Origin of the sequence: Streptomyces sp. NPDC051913, assembly GCF_044593635.1 — a bacterium.
Lineage (GTDB): Bacteria > Actinomycetota > Actinomycetes > Streptomycetales > Streptomycetaceae > Streptomyces.
Genome location: NZ_JBIUCI010000002.1, coordinates 565,243 through 580,659, shown reverse-complemented (window position 1 = coordinate 580,659; position 15,417 = coordinate 565,243). Strand labels below are relative to the sequence as shown.

Here is a 15,417-nt window from a genome sequence, read left to right as displayed (position 1 = left end):
ACGAACCGGAGAGACCCACTCATGACCAGCGCGAACCCCGAGCGGAAGCAGCGTGCCAACGGGGTGGAGTCCCGGCGCCGGATTCTCGACGCGGCCGTGGAGATCGCGGGTGAGCGCGGTTACGAGGGCACGTCCATCGCGGCCGTGCGGGAGAAGTGCGGGCTGCCGGCGAGCTCGATCTACTGGCACTTCAAGGACAAGGACGACCTGATCGCGGCGGTCATCGAGCGCAGCTTCGAGACCTGGCTGGCGGCCGTGGAGCTGCCCGGGGAGGACGCGGGCACACCGCTGGAGCGGGTCACGGCCATGGCGGCGAACGTGGCGAAGTCCCTGATCGACGCGCCGGACTTCCTGCGGCTCGGTCTGATGCTCGCCCTGGAACGGCGGCCCGCCGAGCCGCGCGGGCGGATGGTGTTCCTCCAGGTCAGGGACATTTCCCGGCAGCGGATCGCGGACGTCGTCCGCACGGTGTTCCCGCAGCTCGCCGAAGGAGACGTGCAGACCCTCACGACGTACGCGATCGCCGGGGCCGACGGGCTGTTCGTGCACCGGGAGATCCATGGCGAGTCCGTGGACCTGGTGGCGATGTTCGAGCTGCACGCGCGGCTGGTGTTCGACGCGGCGGCGCGTATGGCGGCCGCCGCGCGATGACGGCGTCCGGTCAGTCGTCGGGCACGCCGGCGCCGCTGAGTGCGGGCACCGTGTCCTCACGGCGGGCCAGGGAGAGGCCGCCGCGGCGGAACTGCTCCAGCTTGTCGACGATCGTCCGGCCGACCGGGGTGTGGCCCCAGACGCTGATGCCCTGGTGGGTGGTGGGCTGCCAGGTCGACTCGTCGACGACGAGGGGGTTCCAGCCGACCTCCCACTCGAAGCCCGAAGGGGTGCGGGCGTAGTAGGAGAGCTCCTTGTCGTTGGTGTGCTGCCCCACCGACAGGGCCATGTCGAAGCCGAGTTCGCCGACGCGGTCGTAGCTGCGCGCCAGGTCGTCCAGGCTCTCGGCCTGGATGTTGAGGTGCTGGACGCGGGTGCGGACCGGGTCGATGGGCAGGCCTCTGACGGCGGCGATGGCGATGGAGTGGTGGCGTTCGTTGACGCGCAGGAAGCGGATCTTGAGCTTGACGCCGCTGATGGTCTCCTCGATGCAGTCGGTGAGCCGGGCGTCGAAGACGGTGTCGAAGTAGCCGCGCAGCCGCGCCGGTTTGGCGGAGGTGATCGCGACGTGGCCCATGCCGGAGTCGCCGGTGACCCAGCCGGAGGAGAGCATGCGCAGCGGCTCGGACGAGGCGACCGGGGTGGTGTAGATCTCCTGGGTGATGCCCTTGGGGCCGGGGAAGCGCAGGAGGCGTTCGACGCCGCGCAGGGCGGCCTCCTCGGCGGAGCCCTCGGTACAGGGGACGCCGTGGGCGCGTACCCGGGCCTCGATCCGTTCGAAGGAGGCGTGGTCGTCGATGTGCCAGCCGGTGGCGACGACGTCCTCGGCGGGGCCGCGCCGGAGCAGGAAGCGGCACTCCTGGTCGTCGAGGCGGAAGCGCATGACGTCACGCGAGAGGGCGTCGTGGTGCATGCCGATGGCGTCGGTGCCGAAGCGGCGCCAGTCGGTGAAGCGGTTGGTCTCGATGACGAGGTAACCGAGGTGGACGGCTCCGAACACGGACTCGGTGCTCATCGGCGGCCTGCCAGGAAGTCGGCGCAGAGGCGGTTGAAGAGGTCTGCGCGTTCCCACTGCACCCAGTGCCCGGTGTTGGCGACCAGGTAGAGGTCGCCGTTGGGCAGCCGGTCCGCCAGCATCCGGCCGCCGGAGGGCCGGTTGACCCGGTCGGCGGCACCCCACAGGACGAGGGTCGGCACGGGCAGCCGGGACAGCCGCCTGTCGCGCGTGAAGTCCGTCTTCCACAGGGCCTTGAGCGACTTCGGCCGCCGCAGCGGCGGGGCCGCCACGACCTCGGGGTCGAGGCTGTCCCGGTAGCGGGCGTCGATGACGCCGTCGGGGACGTCGGCCGCGTTGAAGACGAGGTACTGGCGGATGAACTTCTCCAGCTTCAGCCGTGAAGGGCCGTCCCCGCCGTAGTAGTTGAGCAGGGAGCTGAGGCCGGGCGTGGGCAGTGCGCGGGTGGTGCCGATGCCGCCGGGGCCCATGAGGACCATGCGGTCGACCCGGTCGGGGGTGTCCAGGGCGAGCCGCAGGGCGCAGGCCCCGCCGTAGGAGTTGCCGACGAAGTGCGCCTTGTCCAGGCCCAGTCGGTCCAGTACACCGCGGATGCCGGTGGCGAGGGTGCCGAACGGGTCGGTGCGGTCGACGCCCTTGCTGCTGCGGCCGTAACCGGGCAGGTCGGGGACGACGACCCGGTACTCCCTGGCCAACTCGGCGATGTTGCGGGAGTAGTTGGAGACTCCGGAGGCGCCGGGGCCGCCGCCGTGCAGCAGGAGGACGGGCGGGGCGTCGGCCGGGCCGGCCGCGGCGACGAAGATCTGCCGGCCGCCGACGTCGAGGAGGGACTCCTCAAGGGGCGGGAGGGCGGTATGTGCGTTCATCGGGTCCTCGTGATCGGGCGGGTGAGGGGGTGCGTGTTCATCGGGTTCTCGCGATCGGGCGGGTGACGGGGGTGAACCCGGCGGGCGGTGGCGGGAGGCGGTCCCCGGGGGCCGCGGCGCTGTAGACGTAGGCGTCGGGGCGCAGGGCGACGGCCGCCGCGCGGTGCGCGGTCAGCCAGGGCAGCAGGACGCCGTCGCTGTCGACGACCGCGCCCTCGGCCGGCCTGGAGCCCACGGGCAGGACGGCCAGCGCGGGAACGCCGAGGCGGTCCCAGGCCGGCTGCGGGGTGGGCCGCCCGAGGTGCAGCAGCAGCCACCGGCCGCCGAGCGCGTCGTCCAGGCGTACGCGCTCCCCGTCGGCGCCGGTCACCCAGGGCTGCGGGATCTGATGGCCCGTGGCCTTGGTGCGGGGGCGGGCCTGGAGACCGTCGGCGTAGTGGGCGACCGGTATCCAGTTGGAGTCGGTCAGCCAGTCGCTCAGGCGCTGGACCCGGTTCAGGAGCGGGAGGAGCGTGTCGCGGACGCGGGTGACCGGGCGGCGCCGTTCGGTGATGATGCGCCCGACGAGGACGGCCCGTCGGGTGACCTCCCTGACGTGGGGTTTGCGCTCGGTCTCGTAGCTGTCGAGCACCGACTCGGGCAGCTCGCCGCGCAGCACCGCGTCCAGCTTCCAGCACAGGTTCGCCGCGTCCCGTACGCCGGCCGCCATGCCCTGTCCGATCCACGGCGGCATCGCGTGGGCCGCGTCGCCGGCGAGGAAGACCCGGCCGACGCGGAAGCGGGCGGCGAAGCGGACGTGGTGGCTGTAGACGGTGGCGCGCAGGATCCTGATCCGGTCCCGGCCGATGCCGTACTTGGCGACCATCGCGTGAATGGCGTCGTCGGTGGTCAGCCGCTGCTCGTCGTCGCCGGGGAGGATCGGGAACTCCCAGCGGTGGTGGCCCAGCGGGGTCGGGCAGTCGACCGCGGGCCGCTCCGGGTCGCAGCGGAAGCGGAGCCGGTCGTGGTCGGGCCAGGGCTTGAGCATCTCGGTGTCGACGACGACCCAGCGGTCCTCGTACGTCCGCCCCTCGTAGCCGACGTTGAGCTGGGCGCGGGTGAGGCTGGAGCCGCCGTCGGCCGCGATGACGTACCGCGCGCGCAGGCGTCGTACGGAGTCGTCGCCGGTGGACACCACGGTGAGCTCCACGCCGTCCGCCTCCTGGCGCAGGCGCAGACACTCGTGGCGCAGCCGCACCTCCACGTTCGGGTAGCGCTCGACGCCCTCGCGCAGGACCTGCTCCAGCGCGGGCTGGTAGAGGAACATCTGCGGCGGGTGGCCGTGGCCGCGCGGGGTGGGGCAGGCGCTGAGGAAGGTCCGGCCGCGGGCGTCGACGAAGTCGAGCGGGCGCTCGGCCAGCATGTCCCGCTTGAGCCGGTCGGCGAGGCCGGCGCGCTGCCAGATCCGTACGACCTCCTCGTCCGTGGAGATGGCCCGCGCGCGGGAGTAGACCTCGGCGTCCCGTTCCAGGACGACGACCCTGAGACCCGCCGCGCCCAGCAGGTTCGCGGCCGTGACGCCGGTCGGCCCGTAGCCGATCACCGCCACGTCGTACGTGCTGTCACTGTCTTCGCTCACCCGGACCACCTCGTTGCTGTAACGCTTATTCCAATTGGAATGCTCGCTACGGTAAGGTGGTGGTCGAAGACGGTCAAGAGGTTGCGGCGCAGGAGGGACACCTTCATGACCAGGCGCGTCAAGCGGGCGAACGGCGTGGAGTCGCGGGAGCGGATCCTCGACGCGGCCGTGGAGATCGCGGGCGAGCGCGGCTACGAGGGCACGTCCATCGCGGCCGTCAGCGCCAAGTGCGGGCTGCCCGCCAGCTCGATCTACTGGCACTTCGAGCACAAGGACGACCTCATCGCGGCGGTCATCGAGCGCAGCTTCGAGGCCTGGCTGTCGGCTGTGCGGCTGCCGGACGAGACGACGGGGACGCCGCTGGAGCGGGTGCTGGTCATGGCGCGCAGCGTGGCGGAGTCCCTGCTGGCCGCGCCGGACTTCCTGCGGCTCGGCCTGATGCTCGCCCTGGAACGGCGGCCCGCCGAGCCGCGCGGGCGCAAGGTGTTCCTCCAGGTCCGCGAGACCGCCCGGCGGCGGGTCGCCGACGACGTCCGCGGCCTCTTTCCGGACCTCGACGAGGCCGCCGTGCAGACCCTGACCACCTACACGGTGGCCGGTGCCGACGGTCTGTTCGTGCACCGGGAGATCAACGGCGGCGCCGTCGATCTGCGGACGATGTTCGAGCTGCACGCACGGCTCGTGTTCGACGCGGCGGCCCGGCTGGCGGCGCGCCCCGGTGACGCCCCTCCGACTTCTTTCAGCCCCCTCAGAAAGCGATCCGCATGACTGCCGACTCACCCCGCCGTATCGACGTCCACCACCATCTGGTCCCGCCCTTCTACCGCGACCTGCTCACCGAGGCGGGCATCGCCGAGGCCGGTGGCCGTGCCCTGCCGGACTGGAGTGCGGAGGCGGCCCTGGAACAGCTGGACCTGCTGGGCACCGACACCGCCGTCGTGTCCGTCTCCACCCCCGGCGCCGGCTTCCTCACCGACCCGGCCGAGGCCGCCGGCCTGGCCCGCCGGCTCAACGAGTACGCGGCCGGCCTTCCCGAGCGGTTCGGCTGGTTCGCCACCGTCCCGATGCCGGACGCCGCCGCCTCGGCCGCGGAGGCCGTACGTGCCCTGGACGAACTGGGCGCCGACGGGGTGACCCTCCTGGCCAACAACCGGGGCACGTATCTGGGCGCGCCCGGCCAGGAGGCCCTGTGGCGGGCGCTCAACGACCGGGGCGCCGTCGCCTTCGTGCACCCCGCCGACCTTCCGGCACCCGCCGTCGAGGGGATCCCGCCGTTCGCCGCGGACTTCCTCCTGGACACCACGCGGGCCGCCTTCCTCCTCGTCCGCAACGGCATCGTCCGTACCTACCCGGACATCCGGTTCATCCTCAGCCACGCGGGCGGCTTCGTGCCGTACGCCTCCCATCGCATGGCCGTCACCATCGCGGGCGAGACCGGGCGCAGCCCGCTGGACGTCCTGGACGACTTCCGCTCCTTCTACTTCGACACCGCGCTGTCCTCCAGCCCGGCCGCCCTGCCCACGCTGCTCGCCTTCGCCCGCCCCGGACACGTCCTGTTCGGCAGCGACTGGCCCTTCGCCCCCTCGATCGCGGGCCAGTACTTCGCGACCGGCCTCGACACCGAGCTCGCCCCCACCACCCTGGCCGCCGTCAACCGCACCAACGCCCTGACCCTCTTCCCCCGCCTGGGCGCTACGCCCGCACGGACGCCGCGACGGAACCTGCGCCGGTCCGCGCAACGGGCGGGCGCGCGCTTCTTCTTCCGGCTGGTGAATCCCGGGAAGGCCTGAGGGGACGTCCACGTCCTCACCCTCACCGCCCCGGCAGCCGTACCCCCAGCTCTTCCGCCGCCGCGCGCAGCACCGGCACCATCGCGGTCATGTCCGTCATGGTGCGGCGGAAGGCCGGGGCGGCGGTGGAGAGGGCGGCGAAGAGCGTGCCGTCCGGGCGGAGGACGGGGACGGCGACGGCGCGGAGGCCCGCGTGGTGTTCCTCGTCGGCCGTGGCGTAACCGCGTCCGGCCGCGCGGGCGACCTCCTCGCGCAGGACGTCGCGGTCGGTGATGCTCCGGGGGCCGTGCGGGGTGAGTTCGACGCGGTCGAGGAGGTCCTCGCGGACGTCGTCGGGCGCGAAGGCCATGAGGATCTTGCCCATCGAGGTGCAGTGCAGCGGGCCGTGGCGGCCGGGGTCGCTGCGGACGCCGACCGGCAGGGGGCCGTCCACGTAGTGCACGTAGAGATGGCGGGTGCCGTCGAGGACGGACATCAGGGTGGCTTCCTCGGTCTGCCGCGTCACCCGCTGCATCACGGGGAGCGCGGTGCCGGCGAATCCGTAGACCTGGCCGGCCTGCTGGCCGAGTTGGAACAGCCGGAGCCCCGGCTTGTAGCGCTTGCCCGCCGTCTCGAACTCCACCAGGCCCTCCCGGCACAGGGAGTTGACCAGCCGGTGCACGGTGCTGACGGCGACGCCGCTGGCCCGGGACAGCTCGGACAGCGTGATGCCGTGCGGATGCTCGCCGACCAGGACGAGCAGCCGGATCGCCCGGCCCACGACATCGGCCGGCACGTCGGAGGGCATTCCGGTCGGCCCCTCACTGGTGGCACTCATACCTCGCAGATTACCATTGAGTGGATACATTTTCCACTGAATGGAAAAACAGCGATGAGTCACCCTCTCTTCGACGTCACCGGCAAGGTGGCCCTGGTCACCGGTTCGAGCCGTGGCATCGGCCGGGCCCTGGCCGCGGGGCTGCTGGAGGCCGACTGCACCGTCGTCCTCAACGGCCGTGACCCCGTCGCCCTGGAGGCCGCTCGCAAGGAGCTCGCCGAGACGTTCGGCGACCGGGTCCGCGCCGAGGCCTTCGACGTCACCGACTCCGCCGCGGTCGCGGACGCCGTCGCCCGCGTCGAGGACCGCGACGGCCCGATCGGCATCCTGGTCAACAACACCGGCGCCCAACGCCGCGCCCCGTTCCTCGACTTCACCGACGAGGACTGGCACGGCCTGCTGGACACCAACCTCACCAGCGCCTTCCTCGTCGGCCGCGAGGTCGCCCGGCGCATGGTGCCGCGCGGCCACGGCAAGATCGTCAACATCTGCTCGCTCCAGAGCGAGGCGGTCCGTCCCGGTATCGCGCCCTACTCCGCCACCAAGGGCGGTCTGAAGATGCTCACCAAGGGCATGTGCGCCGACCTCGGCCCGCACGGCATCCAGGTCAACGGCATCGGCCCCGGCTACTTCGACACCGAACTGACCTCCGCCCTGGTCGCCGACGAGGAGTTCAGCGCCTGGGTCCGCGGTCGCACCCCCGCCGGCCGCTGGGGCAAGGTCGAGGACCTCGTCGGCGCCCTGCTCTTCCTCTCCTCCCCCGCCTCCGACTTCGTCAACGGACAGCTCGTGTACGTCGACGGCGGCATGCTCTCCGTCCTGTAACCCCGAAGGAGCCCTCATGCACGCCTGTGTCGTCCACGGAGCCGGTGATCTCCGGGTCGAGGAACGGCCGTACGACGGTCCCGGCGCCGGCGAGATCGCGGTCGCCGTCGCCCTCGGCGGGATCTGCGGCAGCGACCTGCACTACTACCACCAGGGCCGGGTGGGGGACTTCGCCCTGTGCGAGCCCATGGTGCTGGGCCACGAGGTGGTCGGCCGGGTCGCCGCCCTCGGCCCCGGCACCGACGGCCCGCCGCCCGGTACGCCCGTCGCGGTCCACCCCGCCACACCCTGCGGCAGCTGCGCCGAGTGCGCCGGCGGCCGGCGCAACATCTGCGCCCGCACCCGCTACCTCGGCAGCGCCGCCCATTCCCCGCACGTCCAGGGCGGGTTCGCCGAGACGATCACCGTGCCCGCCGAACAGATCCGCGCGCTGCCGCCCGGCCTCGACCTGCGGCGGGCCGTCCTCGCCGAGCCGCTGTCGGTGGCGCTGCACGCCGTCAACCGGGCGGGCGAGGTGCGCGGCAGGCGGGTCCTCGTGACCGGCGCCGGGCCGATCGGCTGCCTGGTGGTGGCCGCGCTGCGGCGCCGGGGCGCCGCCGAGGTGGTCGTCAGCGACCTCTTCGAGGAGCCGCTGCGCATCGCGACGGCCGTCGGCGCCACGGCGACGGCACGGGCGGACCGGCCCGAAGACCCGTCCTGGGCGGGCGGCTTCGACCTCGCGATCGAGGCGTCCGGCGCCCCGGCGGGGCTGCGGACCTGCGTCGAGCGCGTCCACCGCGGCGGCGTCGTCGTCCTGCTCGGGCTGCTCCCGCCGGGCGAGATCGGCCTGTTGGGCAATGTCGCGGTCACCCGTGAACTCGAACTACGGGGGGCCTTCCGCTTCGACACCGAGTTCGACGAGGCGCTCGCCCTGCTGGCCGAGGGCCTGCCCGTGGACCCGGTGGTCACGCACACCTTCCCGCTGGCGGAGTCCGTCACCGCGTTCGCCACCGCCCAGGACCGGAGGGCCGCCTCGAAGGTGCTGCTGGACCTGTCGGGGTCCTGACCGGCCGAACATCCGCTCACAGCGGAGCAGTTGTGGCGGGTACGTTCGATCGCATGCGCATACGGACGATGGTCATAGGCGGCGGAATCGGCGGTACGGCGACGGCGTTGGCCCTGCACAAGGCGGGTGCCGACGTCGTCGTGCACGAGGCGCATCCCGACTCGGCCGAGGACCTGGGCGCGTTCCTCACCCTGGCGAGCAACGGCATGCGGGCCCTGGCCCAGTTGGACGCCGGTGCCGCCGTCCGCGCGGTCGGGTTCCCGCTGCGGTCGATGCGGGTGCTCGACGCGACGGGCGGCGAGCTGGCGCGGGTGCCGCTGGGCGAGGCCGACGATCCGCTGCTGCGGTTCCGGTGCGTACGCCGCGGCGACCTCAACGCGGCGCTCCAGTCGGAGGCGGCGCGCCGGGGCATCGACGTCCGGCACGGGGTGCGGCTGGCCTCCGTCGAGGAGGGCTTGGGCGGCGTTACCGCCCGCTTCTCGGACGGGGGCCGTACGACGGCCGACCTGCTCGTCGGCGCCGACGGCCTCCACTCCACGGTCCGGGAGACGATCGCCCCGGGCGTGCGCCCGCGCTACGCCGGGCAGCGCGTGTTCTACGGCTACACCGGCACCGCCCGCCCGTCCGGCGCCGCCGAGCAGATCACGATGGTGCGCGGCAGCCGGGCCGCGTTCGGGTACGCGATGTCGCCCGACGGGGAGACGTACTGGTTCGCGCGTGTGGCGGACGTACCGCCGAAGGCGCCCGGCGGGTGGCGCGAGCCGCTCGTGGAGCTGCTGCGCGAGGACGCCGGCCCGGCCGCGGACATCGTCGCCGCCACCCAGGACGACATCCTCGTCACCGACGCCGCCGAGATCCCCGCCGGCACCCCCTGGCGCTCCGCCCGCACCCTGCTCGTCGGCGACGCGGCCCACGCGGCGTCCCCCGCGACCGGCCAGGGGGCGTCGATGGCGCTGGAGGACGCGGTCGTGCTCGCCAAGTCACTGCGGGACACCCCGGATCTGGACGCCGCGCTCACCCGCTACGAGGAGCTCCGCCGCCCGCGCGTGGAGCACAACGTCGCGGTCAGCGGCGCCCTCTCCCGCGGCGACCGCCCCACCGGGGCACCCCGCCCCGGCGAGGACGATCTCGTACGACTGCTGGACTGGAACAGCGAGTTGGCGGCCTGATCCCCGGTGTCGCTCAGATCCAGCCGTCGAGGGACTTCATGAACCCGTCGAAGTCGTCCCGGTGGATCGTGTGGCCCGCCCCGGCGACCGTACGCACCTCGAAGCCGCTCGCCCGCAGCCGCGTCACGTCCGCCGCCCCCACCAGGAAGCTGGGCTCGGCGAGTTGGACCAGGGAGGGCACGGCCGGGCGGTCGGGGACGAAGCCGGCGAGCGGGCGGCCGTCGAGGAAGTACGAGGTGTCCGCGTCCCAGTCGGCCAGCGTGGCCACCTCGACGTCCACGTCCGCGGGGTCCCAGCGCGGGTTCGACCGGGCTATGTGCTCCCGCGTGACGTTCTTGCCGGACGCGAACGTCTCGGGGTCCAGCGGCTGTTCGGGGTCGGGTGAGGACCAGGCCGGATCGGAGTAGACGGCCCGCAGCGGGCGCAGCCGCTCCACCGCGAGGGAGAGGGCGAGTCCGCCGAGGGAGTGGCCGATGATCACGTCGGCGCCGGGCGGCAGGGTGTCCACGAGGTCGTCGGCGAAGTCCCCCGGGGTGTACTCGCCGCGCGGCGAACGGCCGTGGCCACGCAGGTCGACCGCGAGCACCCGGTAGCCGCGCTCGGCGAGGGCGGGTCCGACGCGGCGCCAGGTGCGGGAGTCCGACATGATGCCGTGGACGAGCAGGGCCGTCCGGTCGCCGGTGCCCCATTCACGGGTGTGGAGTTGCACGGAATGCCTTTCGCTCCGGTGTGAGTGTGCCGCAGTCAGTGTGCGGGTTCCTCCCCCGCCAGGACATGCCCGCCGCTGTCGGGGATGACCTCGCCGAGCGTGGCCCTGTCGCGACGCACGACCCGGCTCACCCGGACGGGCCCTCCCTGCGGGCAGGACGGGCGGGGGCTTCTTAGCGTGGCGGTATGTACCGGCCGGCGGTGACGAGGTGACCATGCACGCGTCCTCCGACACCTCGCCTTCCGCTCAACCCCCGCTGTGCAAGGGGCAGTTCGACGGTTCCGACGCGGGGCGGACGTGTACCGCCCGGGCCCGTTTCGAGATCGGCCGGTATGTCGACTTCCCGCTGCCGGTGTGCCCGGAACATCTCGGGCCGTCCCTGCTGCGGGCGCGCAACGTGCTGTGGCCGCCGGTGATCAGACTGATCGGCTGACCGTCCCCGTCCGACACGGACCAGGCCGACGAGCGCACCGGCTCCCTGCCGTCGCGCGCTCAGCGGCGGGCGCGGCGGAGTTCCGGGCGCGGCGGGCCGATGAACTGGAGGGTGAGGGTGGCCGGGGGTTCGGCCAGGCCGGGGCCGCCGGCCGCCACCCAGTCCAGTACGTCGTCCGTGCAGGCGTCGTCGCCGGACCAGCCGATCCAGGTCGCCCGCCCGCCGCGGCGCCGCCCCTCGCCGGAGGGCTGTACGACGAGGACGTTCGCCTGGTCGCAGGGGCCGAGACAGTCGGTCGTACGGACCGCGAGCCGGCCGCCGGACTCCGCGGCGGCGGCCCGCAACCGGTCCAGCTGCCACTCATGGTCGACACCGGGGTGCTTGCGCGCGTCACCGCAGCAGCAGCCCCGGCACAGGACGAGGGTGCACGGCCGGGCGCCGGCGGCCCCGAACACGGCCCGGCTCTTCGGCACGCTCACTTCAGTCCCCTCCCGACAACTCCATCGATCTTGAAGATCGTACGTGCACCACGTATGACGAAACCGTTGACGGGAACATGCCCCATCCCTATCTTCTGACCGGAATCACGAACTACGTTCGAAATTACGGACAGGGACGGTCGCGTATGCCTCGGACTCACCTCGGGAAGCACCGCGGAGCACTGCTCGCCTGCGTGCTCGGCCTGCTGCTCGCGCTCGTGGCGGTGACCCAGCCGGCCCAGGCCGCGGAGGGCCGCCCGTACACCAATCCGCTCAAGTCCGCCAAGGGCGCCGACCCCTGGCTGGAGTACTACGACGGCAACTACTACCTGATCACCACGACGTTCACCGGCATCCTCGGCATCCGGAAGTCGCCGACGCTGGCGGGCCTCGCCACCGCGCCCAACGTGCAGGTGTGGTCGGACACCACCTCGACCCGCAACACCAACATCTGGGCGCCGGAGATGCACTTCTTCGACGGACACTGGTACGTCTACTACTCCGCCGGACAGAGCGGGGTGGCCTGCTGCGACTCGCAGCGCACGCATGTCCTGGAGAGCGCCGGGACCGACCCGATGGGCCCGTACACCTACAAGAACACGCTCACCGGGTCCAACCTCAGCCCGAACGGCTGGCTGATCGACGCGAGCGTGCTGGAGCACGGCGGCAGCCTGTACCTCGTCGGCAGCGGGTTCATCAACGGCAGCACGCAGAGCCTGGTCATCGCGCCGATGAGCAATCCGTACACGCTGGCCAGCAGCACCTTCACCATCATCTCCAGCCCGACGGCGAGTTGGGAGACCTCCGGCTCCCCCGTCAACGAGGGCCCCGAGCCGCTCTACCACGACGGCCGCACGTTCCTGACCTTCTCGGCGAGCTCCTGCCAGACGGCCGACTACAAACTCGGCATGCTGGAGCTGACCGGCTCCGACCCGCTCAACGCGTCCTCGTGGACGAAGGGTTCGTCACCGGTGTTCCAGCGCAGTGACGCACGCGGCGTCTACGGCCCCGGCCACAACGGCTTCTTCAGCTCCCCCGACGGCACCGAGAACTGGATCGTCTACCACGCCAACTCGTCCTCCTCGGGCGGCTGCGGCAACGGACGGACCACCCGCGCCCAGAAGTTCACCTGGAACGCCGACGGCACCCCCGACTTCGGCACCCCCGTCGCCCTCGGCACCTCCCTGCCCGGCCCGTCCGGCGAGAGCGCGGCGACCCCGACGTCGTACACCCTCGTCAACCGCAACAGCGGCAAGTGCCTCGACGTGAACGGCGGCGGCACCGCCGACGGCACCAACATCTTCCAGTGGACCTGCAACGGCGGGACCAACCAGAAGTGGAGGATCGAGGACCTCGCCGACGACACCAACCGGCTGGTGAACGTGGCGACCGGCAAGGTCGCCGACGTCGCCGACTGTTCCGCCTCGGACGGCGCAGACATCCGACAGTGGTCCTGGCTCAACAACAAGTGCCAGCGCTTCCGGCTGGTGTTCACCGCCACCGGCGACTACGTCCGGATCGTCAACGAGTCCACCGGCAAGGTCGCCGACGTCGCCGACTGCGGCACCGCGAACGGCTCCGACGTCCGGCAGTGGACCTGGCTGAACAACAACTGCCAGCAATGGCGCCTCGTCCCGACGACCTGACCTTCCCTCCTTCTCTGACCTTTCCTGACCTCCCCCTCTCAGGAGAACTCCCTTGAGACGTCACGTCATTCGCCTGCTGCTGGCTCTGCTGGTGGCACTCACCGCGGCACTGGGCACCGCTCCCGCCCAGGCCGCCGCACCCGACTCCCCCGCCGTGACCTACACCAACCCGATCGCCGAGAAGCGGGCCGACCCGCACATCTTCAAACACACCGACGGCTACTACTACTTCACCGCGACCGTCCCCGAGTACCACCGCATCGTGCTGCGCCGGGCCACCACCATCCAGGGTCTCAACACGGCCTCCGAGGTCACCATCTGGACCAAGCACAGCAGCGGTGTGATGGGCGCGCACATCTGGGCGCCGGAGATCCACTACATCGACGGCAAGTGGTACGTGTACTTCGCCGCCGGCTCGACCAGTGACGTGTGGGCGATCCGCATGTACGTCCTGGAGGGCACCGGCGCCAACCCGCTGACCGCGACCTGGACCGAGAAGGGCCAGATCACCACCACGTGGGAGAGCTTCTCGCTGGACGCGACGACCTTCGTCGTCAACGGTGTGCGGTATCTGGCGTGGGCGCAGCGCAACCCGTCGGAGAACAACAACACCAGCTTGTTCCTCGCGAAGATGGCCAACCCCTGGACGATCACCGGGACTCCCGTCGAGCTCTCGCAGCCGACGCTGTCGTGGGAGACGGTCGGCTACAAGGTCAACGAGGGCCCGGCGGTGATCCAGCACGGCGGCAAGGTCTTCATGACGTACTCGGCCTCGGCCACCGACGCCAACTACTGCCTGGGGATGCTGACCGCGTCGGCGACGGCCGATCTGACCAACGCCGCTTCCTGGACGAAGAGTTCGACGCCGGTGTTCCAGAGCAACGCCTCGACCTCGCAGTACGGGCCGGGCCACAACTCCTTCACCACCTCCGAGGACGGCAAGTCGGACATCCTCGTCTACCACGACCGCAGCTACAAGGACATCAGCGGCGACCCGTTGAACGACCCCAACCGCCGCACCCGGGTGCAGAAGGTCTACTGGAAGGCGGACGGCACCCCGGACTTCGGCATCCCGGTCGCCGACGGTGTCACCCCGCAGCGCTTCTCGTCGTACAACTTCGCGGACCGGTTCATCCGCCACTGGGAGTACCGGGCGAAGATCGAGGCGAACGTCTCGCCGCTCGCGGACTCACAGTTCCGGGTGGTCACCGGTCTCGCGGGCACCGGCACGGTCTCCCTGGAGTCGGCGAACTTCCCGGGCTACTACCTGCGGCACAAGAACTTCGAGGTGTGGGTGGAGAAGAACGACGGCACGTCCGCCTTCGCCTCCGACGCGAGCTTCTACCAGCGGTCCGGGCTGGCCGACTCGGCGGGAGTCTCGTACGAGTCGTACAACTACGCGGGCCGGTACATCCGGCACTACAACTACCTGCTCTACGTGCAGACGCCCGCCACGGCGACGGACCGGGGGGATGCCACGTTCTACGCGCAGTAACCGGCCCGAGGGCATGACCGACAGACTATAAACCGCGAGTATAATCGCTGTGTATAGTCCGGACATGCCATCTCTGACCAACCAGATGCACAAAACGGGGAACAGGTTCCGAGCGGCGCTGATGTCGGCGGCGGCAGCGTGTCTCGCGCTGTCGCTGACCGGCTGCGCGAAGGTCGACACGACCGCGCCCAGCGCCGCCCGGGCCGAGGCCGCGACGGCCACCGCCCAGGCCCGCTTCGGGACCGTCGACTGCCGTCACACCAAGTGCATCGCGCTCACCTTCGACGCCGGACCGAGCGAGCACTCCGCGAAGCTCCTCGACATCCTCAAGGAGAAGCAGGTCCCGGCGACCTTCTTCCTCCTCGGCAAGCGGCACATCGAGAAGTACCCGGAGCTCGTCAAGCGCATGGCGGACGAGGGCCACGAGGTGGCCAGCCACACCTGGGACCACAAGATCCTGACCCGGCTGAAGCCGGACGAGATACGTGAGGAGCTGGAGCGCCCGAACCGGGAGATAGAGCGCCTCACCGGGAAGCGCCCCACCCTCATGCGCCCGCCGCAGGGCCGCACAGACACCGCCGTGCACGACATCTGCGAGGAACTGGGCATGTCGGAGGTGCTCTGGACGGTCACCGCCAAGGACTACACGACGACCGACTCGGCGCTGATCCAGGAACGCGTCCTCGCCCAGGCGTCCCGCGACGGGATCATCCTGCTGCACGACCTCTACGACGGAACGGTGCCGGCCGTCCCCGGCATCATCGACGCGCTCAAGGCGCGCGGGTACGTGTTCGTGACCGTGCCACAACTGCTGGCGCCCGGGAAGGCGGAGCCGGGGAAGGTGTACCGCTGACGCCGC

General features: G+C 71.5%; 16 protein-coding genes. 10 read left to right on the top strand and 6 right to left on the bottom strand.

Annotated features, from left to right (window positions below):
- Positions 1-21 precede the first annotated feature (21 nt).
- Positions 22-651, top strand: a complete 630-nt coding sequence (locus tag ACIHIX_RS07805; protein WP_399951309.1) for a TetR/AcrR family transcriptional regulator — start codon at positions 22-24, stop codon at positions 649-651.
- A 10-nt stretch (positions 652-661) separates the two neighbouring features.
- Here ACIHIX_RS07805 and ACIHIX_RS07800 read toward each other — a convergent pair whose 3' ends face one another.
- From ACIHIX_RS07800 to ACIHIX_RS07790, 3 genes are read right to left on the bottom strand one after another with little or no spacing between them, the layout of a single operon-like run.
- Positions 662-1,666 carry a VOC family protein gene (locus tag ACIHIX_RS07800; RefSeq protein ID WP_399951306.1) on the bottom strand — a complete coding sequence of 335 codons (1,005 nt, stop codon included), beginning with the start codon at positions 1,664-1,666 and terminating at the stop codon, positions 662-664.
- A complete protein-coding gene (locus tag ACIHIX_RS07795) occupies positions 1,663-2,532 on the bottom strand; it encodes an alpha/beta fold hydrolase (RefSeq protein ID WP_399951303.1) in 870 nt (289 codons plus the stop codon). Before ACIHIX_RS07795 ends, ACIHIX_RS07800 begins: the two co-directional genes overlap by 4 nt.
- Before the next feature lie 37 nt (positions 2,533-2,569).
- The gene (locus ACIHIX_RS07790) at positions 2,570-4,150 is read right to left on the bottom strand and encodes a bifunctional 3-(3-hydroxy-phenyl)propionate/3-hydroxycinnamic acid hydroxylase (RefSeq protein ID WP_399951300.1); all 1,581 of its coding nucleotides are present in this window, start codon (positions 4,148-4,150) and stop codon (positions 2,570-2,572) included.
- Positions 4,151-4,255: 105 nt separating this feature from the next.
- Between ACIHIX_RS07790 and ACIHIX_RS07785 the strand changes: the two genes are divergently transcribed.
- Positions 4,256-4,918 (top strand): TetR/AcrR family transcriptional regulator, encoded by a 663-nt coding sequence (locus ACIHIX_RS07785; protein ID WP_399951297.1) that lies wholly within the window; start codon positions 4,256-4,258, stop codon positions 4,916-4,918.
- Entirely contained in the window at positions 4,915-5,940 is a 1,026-nt protein-coding gene (locus tag ACIHIX_RS07780; RefSeq protein WP_399951294.1) for an amidohydrolase family protein, read from the top strand. Before ACIHIX_RS07785 ends, ACIHIX_RS07780 begins: the two co-directional genes overlap by 4 nt.
- A gap of 22 nt (positions 5,941-5,962) precedes the next feature.
- On the opposite strand, the gene ACIHIX_RS07775 is transcribed toward ACIHIX_RS07780, so the two are convergent.
- Positions 5,963-6,757 carry an IclR family transcriptional regulator gene (locus ACIHIX_RS07775; protein ID WP_399951291.1) on the bottom strand — a complete coding sequence of 265 codons (795 nt, stop codon included), beginning with the start codon at positions 6,755-6,757 and terminating at the stop codon, positions 5,963-5,965.
- 54 nt (positions 6,758-6,811) lie between these two features.
- On the opposite strand from ACIHIX_RS07775, the gene ACIHIX_RS07770 reads away from it, so the two are divergent.
- The 3 genes from ACIHIX_RS07770 to ACIHIX_RS07760 are packed head-to-tail and all read left to right on the top strand — an operon-like array spanning position 6,812 to position 9,796.
- Entirely contained in the window at positions 6,812-7,582 is a 771-nt protein-coding gene (locus tag ACIHIX_RS07770) for an SDR family oxidoreductase (protein ID WP_399951288.1), read from the top strand.
- Positions 7,583-7,598: 16 nt separating this feature from the next.
- Entirely contained in the window at positions 7,599-8,627 is a 1,029-nt protein-coding gene (locus tag ACIHIX_RS07765) for an L-idonate 5-dehydrogenase (RefSeq protein ID WP_399951285.1), read from the top strand.
- A 53-nt stretch (positions 8,628-8,680) separates the two neighbouring features.
- Positions 8,681-9,796, top strand: coding sequence for an FAD-dependent oxidoreductase (locus ACIHIX_RS07760; RefSeq protein WP_399951283.1), 1,116 nt, complete (start codon positions 8,681-8,683; stop codon positions 9,794-9,796).
- Between the two features lie 13 nt (positions 9,797-9,809).
- Here ACIHIX_RS07760 and ACIHIX_RS07755 read toward each other — a convergent pair whose 3' ends face one another.
- Positions 9,810-10,505 (bottom strand): alpha/beta fold hydrolase, encoded by a 696-nt coding sequence (locus tag ACIHIX_RS07755; protein WP_399951280.1) that lies wholly within the window; start codon positions 10,503-10,505, stop codon positions 9,810-9,812.
- A gap of 214 nt (positions 10,506-10,719) precedes the next feature.
- Between ACIHIX_RS07755 and ACIHIX_RS07750 the strand changes: the two genes are divergently transcribed.
- Complete coding sequence (locus ACIHIX_RS07750; protein WP_399951278.1) at positions 10,720-10,938, top strand: hypothetical protein; 219 nt, start codon at positions 10,720-10,722, stop codon at positions 10,936-10,938.
- A 59-nt stretch (positions 10,939-10,997) separates the two neighbouring features.
- Here the strand turns inward: ACIHIX_RS07750 and ACIHIX_RS07745 are convergent, their stop codons facing one another.
- Positions 10,998-11,411, bottom strand: coding sequence for a (2Fe-2S) ferredoxin domain-containing protein (locus ACIHIX_RS07745; RefSeq protein WP_399951951.1), 414 nt, complete (start codon positions 11,409-11,411; stop codon positions 10,998-11,000).
- A 152-nt stretch (positions 11,412-11,563) separates the two neighbouring features.
- Here ACIHIX_RS07745 and ACIHIX_RS07740 point away from each other — a divergent pair, with 152 nt between their 5' ends.
- The 3 genes from ACIHIX_RS07740 to ACIHIX_RS07730 all read left to right on the top strand — a co-directional run bounded on the left by ACIHIX_RS07740 (position 11,564) and on the right by ACIHIX_RS07730 (position 15,411).
- A complete protein-coding gene (locus ACIHIX_RS07740) occupies positions 11,564-13,063 on the top strand; it encodes a family 43 glycosylhydrolase (protein ID WP_399951275.1) in 1,500 nt (499 codons plus the stop codon).
- Between the two features lie 52 nt (positions 13,064-13,115).
- A complete protein-coding gene (locus ACIHIX_RS07735) occupies positions 13,116-14,558 on the top strand; it encodes a family 43 glycosylhydrolase (RefSeq protein WP_399951272.1) in 1,443 nt (480 codons plus the stop codon).
- Between the two features lie 64 nt (positions 14,559-14,622).
- Positions 14,623-15,411, top strand: coding sequence for a polysaccharide deacetylase family protein (locus ACIHIX_RS07730; RefSeq protein ID WP_399951269.1), 789 nt, complete (start codon positions 14,623-14,625; stop codon positions 15,409-15,411).
- Positions 15,412-15,417 lie beyond the last annotated feature (6 nt).